Below are 5,795 nucleotides of genomic sequence, written 5' to 3'. Positions count from 1 at the left end.
CGGGAGCCCGCGGTTCCCGCTTCGGGGGGGTTACAGGAGGGGGAAGGGGGAGGGGGTTGCAGGGGGGGGGGGGGGGGGGGACGCCCGGGGGGGGGGGGCGGCCCCCCACTCGGCTGCTCCACCCCGCGCCTACGGCAGCGCGTCCACCGTGACCGGGACATCAACGGCCGGGATATCGGTGCCCGGGATCTCCGCCGCGTCCTCCCGTCCGGTCCTGAACTGCGTCCGGTACAGCTCCGCGTAGCGCCCGTCCGCCGCGAGCAGGTCCTCGTGGGTGCCCCGCTCGACGATCCGGCCCGCCTCGACCACGAGGATCAGGTCGGCGGCCCGCACCGTCGAGAGCCGGTGCGCGATCACGAGGGCGGTACGGCCCTCCAGCGCCTCGGTGAGCGCCTCCTGGACGGCCGCCTCCGAGGTGTTGTCGAGGTGGGCGGTGGCCTCGTCGAGGATGACGACCCGCTGGCGGGCGAGCAGCAGCCGGGCGATGGTCATGCGCTGGCGCTCGCCGCCGGAGAGCCGGTAGCCGCGTTCGCCGACCACGGTGTCGAGGCCGTCGGGCAGGGACCGTACGAGCTCGTCGAGGCGGGCGCGGCGCAGCACGTCCCACAGCTCGTCCTCGGTCGCGCCCGGCCGGGCGAGGAGCAGGTTCTCTCGGACGGAGTCGTGGAAGAGGTGGCCGTCCTGCGTGACCATGCCGAGGGTGGCGCGCATCGACGCGGCGCTGAGCTCGCGGACGTCGACCCCGCCGATGCGCACGGCGCCCCCGTCGGTGTCGTACAGGCGCGGCAGGAGTTGCGCGATGGTCGACTTGCCGGCGCCGGAGGAGCCGACGAGGGCGACGGTCTGGCCGGGTTCGGCGCGGAAGGAGATGCCGTGCAGGACCTCGGCGCCGCCCCGGGTGTCGAGGGCGGCGACCTCCTCCAGGGAGGCGAGGGAGACCTTGTCGGCGGAAGGATAGGCGAAGCGGACGTCGTCGAACTCGACGGCGGCGGGCCCGTCCGGGACCGCGCGGGCGTCCGGCTTCTCCTCGATGAGCGGCTTCAGGTCGAGCACCTCGAAGACGCGCTCGAAGCTGACGAGTGCGCTCATCACCTCGACGCGCGCCCCGGCGAGCGAGGTGAGCGGCGCGTACAGGCGGGTGAGCAGCAGCGCCAGGGAGACGACGGCGCCCGGCTGGAGCGTGCCCCGCAGGGCGAACCAGCCGCCGAGCCCGTAGACGAGGGCGAGCGCCAGGGCCGACACCAGTGTCAGCGCGGTGATGAAGGCGGACTGCGCCATCGCCGTACGCACCCCGATGTCCCGGACCCGCGACGCGCGCTCCGCGAACTCGGCGGACTCCTCCCCGGGCCGCCCGAAGAGCTTGACGAGGGTGGCGCCGGGCGCGGAGAAGCGCTCGGTCATGCGGGTGCCCATGGAGGCGTTGAGGTCGGCGGCCTCCCGCTGGAGCCTGGCCATCCGGCTGCCCGTCCGCCGGGCGGGGAGCACGAACACCGGCAGCAGGACCAGCGCGAGCAGGGTGATCTGCCAGGACAGGGTGAGCATCACGACCAGGGTGAGCAGCAGGGTCACCACATTGCCGACGACTCCGGACAGGGTGTTGCTGAAGGCGCGCTGGGCGCCGATGACGTCGTTGTTGAGTCGACTGACGAGCGCGCCCGTACGTGTACGTGTGAAGAACGCGACCGGCATGCGCTGCACATGATCGAAGACAGCCGTCCGCAGATCGAGGATGAGTCCCTCGCCGAGCGTCGAAGAGAGCCAGCGGCCCAGGATCCCGAGCGCCGCGTCGGCGAGCGCGATGACGGCGATGAGCACGGCAAGACGGATGACGGTGCTCTCGTCCCCGTGGGTCACGATGGCGTCCACGACGTGCCCCGCGAGCACCGGCGTCGCGACGGCCAGCAGCGCGGACAGCACACTGAGGAGGACGAACTGCCGGATACGACGGCGATGCGGACGGGCGAAGGCGGCGATGCGGCGAAGCGTCGCGGGGTCGAAGGGACGGCGCTCTCGCTGGGCGTTCATGACACTGTGCAACTGTGTCCAGGCGGTGGTCTCCATGCTCATGGGAGAGACAGTAGGACCTCAAGCTTTGTTGAGGTCAACGGGCCCGGGCGGGAGCGCCCGCGCGGGCGGCCCCTCGTCACGACCGGGGCCGGCACCGCGGCCGACACCGGGGTGAACACCAGGGTCCCCACGACGGTCGGCATCGAGGTGAAAACCAGGGTCGGCAGCGGGCACCCGAGGGCCACCCCTCCCGCAGCTTGCCCGGCGTGTCAGCCGCCGTCTCCGCGCCCGCAACCTCACGTTGGTGCGGTGTGGAAAACCTCTCCCGATGTGACAGCCGTACGACTTCCCCGGGCTCTGCCCCGGTTCCCCCGCCGCCTCACCCTGCGGCCCGCCGTCCGGCCGGTCCTGTGCCTGCTCCCGCTGGCCCTGGTCCTGGTGGTGGCCGTGCGCCACCGGTCCGTGCTCATGGAGGGCTTCGGGCAGCTGAGGTCGGCCGAGTGGCCGTGGCTCGTGGCCGCGGCCGCCGCGACCTGCCTGACCTGGGTGGCCGCGGCCGTGACCCGCCAGGGCGCGGTGATGGAACGGCTGCCCGCTCGCCGGCTGCTCGCCACGCAGTTCGCCGCGGGCGCGGCGAACCATCTGCTGCCGACGGGGCTCGGCGCCGGTGCGGTCAACCTGCGGTTCATGACGGTGTGCGGGGTGCCGCTGGCCCGCTCGTCGGCCGCGCTCGCGCTGTATGTGCTCGCCGAGTCGGTCGCCCGGCTGACCCTGCTCCTCGGCCTGCTGATCGCCTTCCCCGGAGCGCTTCAGGTCGGCGGTCTGCTTCCGCACGGGGCGGTCGGGCCGCTGCTGCTCGGCATCGGCGTGGCCCTGTGCGCCGCGGTGGCGGTGCTCGTTCTCGTACGACGACTGCGCGCGGCCGTCTTCTCCTTCCTGCGCACCGCGCTCGGCGAGGCCCGCTCGGTGCACACCCGTCCGTCCCGGGCCTTCGCCCTGTGGGGCGGCTCGCTCGCCTTCCCGCTGCTCCAGGCGGCCGGACTGGCCGCGGTGGGGCGGGCGCTGGGCCTTCCGGTGTCGCCCACGCACATGATGATCGCCTACCTGGCGGCGACGATCGCGGTCGCGATGGTGCCGACGCCCGGCGGACTCGGTTCGGTGGAGGCGGCGCTGATCGTGGCGCTGGTCGCCGCGGGCGGACCGGTGGCCGTGGCGACCGCGGTGGTCCTGGCGTACCGGATCATCACGGTCTGGGTGCCGCTCCTCCCGGGCGCGCTGACGCTGGGCGCGCTGCTCCGCTACAAGGTGATCTGAGCGGGGCCTGTCCGAACCGGGCCTGTCCGCTCGCTCCGGCTCGCGCGGTGTGCTCGGCCCGGGATCCGGGCGTCACGGCGCCACGGCGTCACGGCCGGGCCTTTCCGCCGCAGGTCGTGCGTTCCGCCGCGCGCTGTGATACCGAGGAGTAACCACGGCGTGCGGTGAGGCGCGCCGGCCGCAGAAAGGGACAGCGCGATGCCGGTCCGGATCGAACGTCAGGGTCACGTCACCACCGTCGTCCTCTCCCGGCCCGCGGCCCGCAACGCGGTGGACGGGCCGACCGCCGCCGAACTCGCGGACTCCTTCCGGAAGTTCGAGGCCGACGAGACGGCGCGCGTCGCCGTGCTCTGGGGCGAGGGCGGCACCTTCTGCGCGGGCGCGGACCTCAAGGCGATCGGCACCGAGCACGGGAACGAGGTCGCCGAGGACGGTGACGGGCCGATGGGTCCGACCCGGCTGCGCCTGACCAAGCCGGTGATCGCGGCGGTCGCGGGACACGCCGTGGCCGGCGGTCTGGAGCTGGCGCTCTGGTGCGATCTGCGGGTCGCCGAGGAGGACGCCGTCTTCGGGGTGTTCTGCCGCCGCTGGGGTGTCCCGCTGATCGACGGGGGCACGGTACGGCTCCCCCGGCTCATCGGCATGAGCCGCGCGATGGACATGATCCTCACCGGTCGCCCCGTCACCGCTCCGGAGGCGTACGAGATGGGGCTCGCCAACCGTCTCGTCCCGGTCGGCCGGGCCCGCGCCGAGGCCGAGCGGCTGGCCGCCGAGATCGCCGACTTCCCGCAGTCCTGTCTGCGCAGCGACCGTGCCTCGGTCCTCGACCAGGAGGGACTGATCGAGAAGGAGGCGATGCGGACCGAACTCCGGTACGGCATGGGCGTGCTGGACGAGAGCATGGAGGGCGCGGCCCGCTTCGCCTCCGGCGCGGGGCGGCACGGTTCGTTCGACGGACCGTGACCCCGGGGCCGACGCCCTCTCCGATAACGGACCTTGTCCGGCAAAGGCCGTGACTAAGACTCGCGCCCCCCTGTCTGCCCTTCCCGGCCAGGGCAGTTGGCCGGGAAGGGCGTCAAGGGCGGTCGGGCGCAGGGCTGGTGACGGAGGGGTACGGGGATGCGGCAGGATGAGCGGTCTCCCCGGGCGATGACGAACATCCGTCCGGGCAAGATCGCGCGTTCCCGGATTCGAGCAGGTGGCAAGTGACGACACAGCACATTCGGCCCGTGGGCCCTCACCCCGGTCCCGGCTCCCGAGGAGGTCATCGATGAAGCGCTCCGTCACCGTGGACGACCTGATGATCGCCGGGATAGCCGTGGCGGCCGGGCTGCTGGCGGCGTTCCTGCTGCGGATGCTGCTGCGCTGGCTGGGCAAGCACGCCGAACGCACCCGCTGGAGCGGCGACGACGTCATGGTGGACGCGCTGCGCACCGTGGTGCCGTGGTCGGCCGTCGCCGGGGGCATCGCCGCGGCGGCGGCGGTGCTTCCGCTGACCGCGCCCGTCGGCCGCACCGTCAACCGGTCACTGACCGTCCTGCTCATCCTGGTCACGACGGTCACCGCGGCCCGGCTGATCACCGGCCTGGTCCGGTCGGTGACCCAGTCCCGTTCGGGCGTCGCCGGTTCGGCCACCATCTTCGTCAACATCACCCGGGTCGTGGTGCTGGCGATCGGCTTCCTGATCGTCCTACAGACCCTCGGGATCTCGATCGCGCCCCTGCTGACGGCCTTGGGTGTGGGCGGTCTGGCCGTCGCCCTCGCCCTCCAGGACACCCTCGCCAACCTCTTCGCGGGCGTGCACATCCTCGCGTCGAAGACGATCCAGCCGGGCGACTACATCCAGCTGAGCAGCGGCGAGGAGGGGTACGTCGTCGACATCAACTGGCGCAACACCACGGTCCGTCAGCTCTCCAACAACCTGGTCATCATCCCCAACGCCCAGCTCTCGGGCACCAACATGACCAACTTCACCCGGCCCGAGCAGCGGATGACGCTCACCGTGCAGGTCGGCGTCGGCTACGACAGCGACCTGGACCACGTCGAGCGGGTCACCAACGAGGTCGTCGCCCAGGTGATGACCGGGATCGTCGGCGCCGTGCCGGAGCACGAACCCGCCGTGCGTTTCCACACCTTCGGCGACTCCCGCATCGGCCTCACCGTGATCCTCGGCGTGGGCGAGTTCAGCGACCAGTACCGGATCAAGCACGAGTTCATCAAGCGCCTGCACAAGCGCTACCGCGACGAGGGCATCCGGATTCCGTCGCCCGCCAGGACGGTCGCGCTCCAGCCCGGCGGCACGGGCTTCCTGGAGACCGCCATCCCCCATCAGCGCGAGGCGGCGAAACGGCCCTGAGAACGGGCCCGTTGGCGACCTGGGAACGGGCGGGGGGGGGGGGGGGGGGGGGGGGGGGGGGGGGGGCGGCGCCCGCATCCCCCGTGTTCTCTCCCACCAACGACTCAGGAGTGGGAGT

General features: G+C 72.6%; 4 protein-coding genes. 3 read left to right on the top strand and 1 reads right to left on the bottom strand.

Annotated features, from left to right (window positions below):
- Nucleotides 1-129 precede the first annotated feature (129 nt).
- A complete protein-coding gene (locus ACZ6KY_RS24670; RefSeq protein ID WP_469312474.1) occupies nucleotides 130-2,061 on the bottom strand; it encodes an ABC transporter ATP-binding protein in 1,932 nt (643 codons plus the stop codon).
- Nucleotides 2,062-2,337: 276 nt separating this feature from the next.
- On the opposite strand from ACZ6KY_RS24670, the gene ACZ6KY_RS24665 reads away from it, so the two are divergent.
- The 3 genes from ACZ6KY_RS24665 (at nucleotide 2,338) to ACZ6KY_RS24655 (ending at nucleotide 5,677) form a co-directional block, all read left to right on the top strand.
- On the top strand, nucleotides 2,338-3,321 hold the full coding sequence (locus tag ACZ6KY_RS24665) for a lysylphosphatidylglycerol synthase transmembrane domain-containing protein (protein ID WP_469312473.1): 984 nt from the start codon (nucleotides 2,338-2,340) through the stop codon (nucleotides 3,319-3,321).
- Nucleotides 3,322-3,519: 198 nt separating this feature from the next.
- On the top strand, nucleotides 3,520-4,284 hold the full coding sequence (locus ACZ6KY_RS24660) for a crotonase/enoyl-CoA hydratase family protein (protein ID WP_469312447.1): 765 nt from the start codon (nucleotides 3,520-3,522) through the stop codon (nucleotides 4,282-4,284).
- Nucleotides 4,285-4,591: 307 nt separating this feature from the next.
- Nucleotides 4,592-5,677, top strand: coding sequence for a mechanosensitive ion channel family protein (locus ACZ6KY_RS24655; RefSeq protein WP_469312446.1), 1,086 nt, complete (start codon nucleotides 4,592-4,594; stop codon nucleotides 5,675-5,677).
- The last annotated feature ends 118 nt before the right edge of the window (nucleotides 5,678-5,795 follow it).

This window comes from Streptomyces sp. NPDC042002 (assembly GCF_055588305.1).
This window is presented reverse-complemented; position numbering and strand designations above follow the sequence as displayed.

Bases quoted from the DNA above. Each gene is read 5' to 3' on its own strand.
- ACZ6KY_RS24670 (WP_469312474.1), bottom strand. From the start codon at position 2,061: ATGGAGACCACCGCCTGGACACAGTTGCACAGTGTCATGAACGCCCAG.
- ACZ6KY_RS24660 (WP_469312447.1), top strand. From the start codon at position 3,520: ATGCCGGTCCGGATCGAACGTCAGGGTCACGTCACCACCGTCGTCCTC.
- ACZ6KY_RS24655 (WP_469312446.1), top strand. From the start codon at position 4,592: ATGAAGCGCTCCGTCACCGTGGACGACCTGATGATCGCCGGGATAGCC.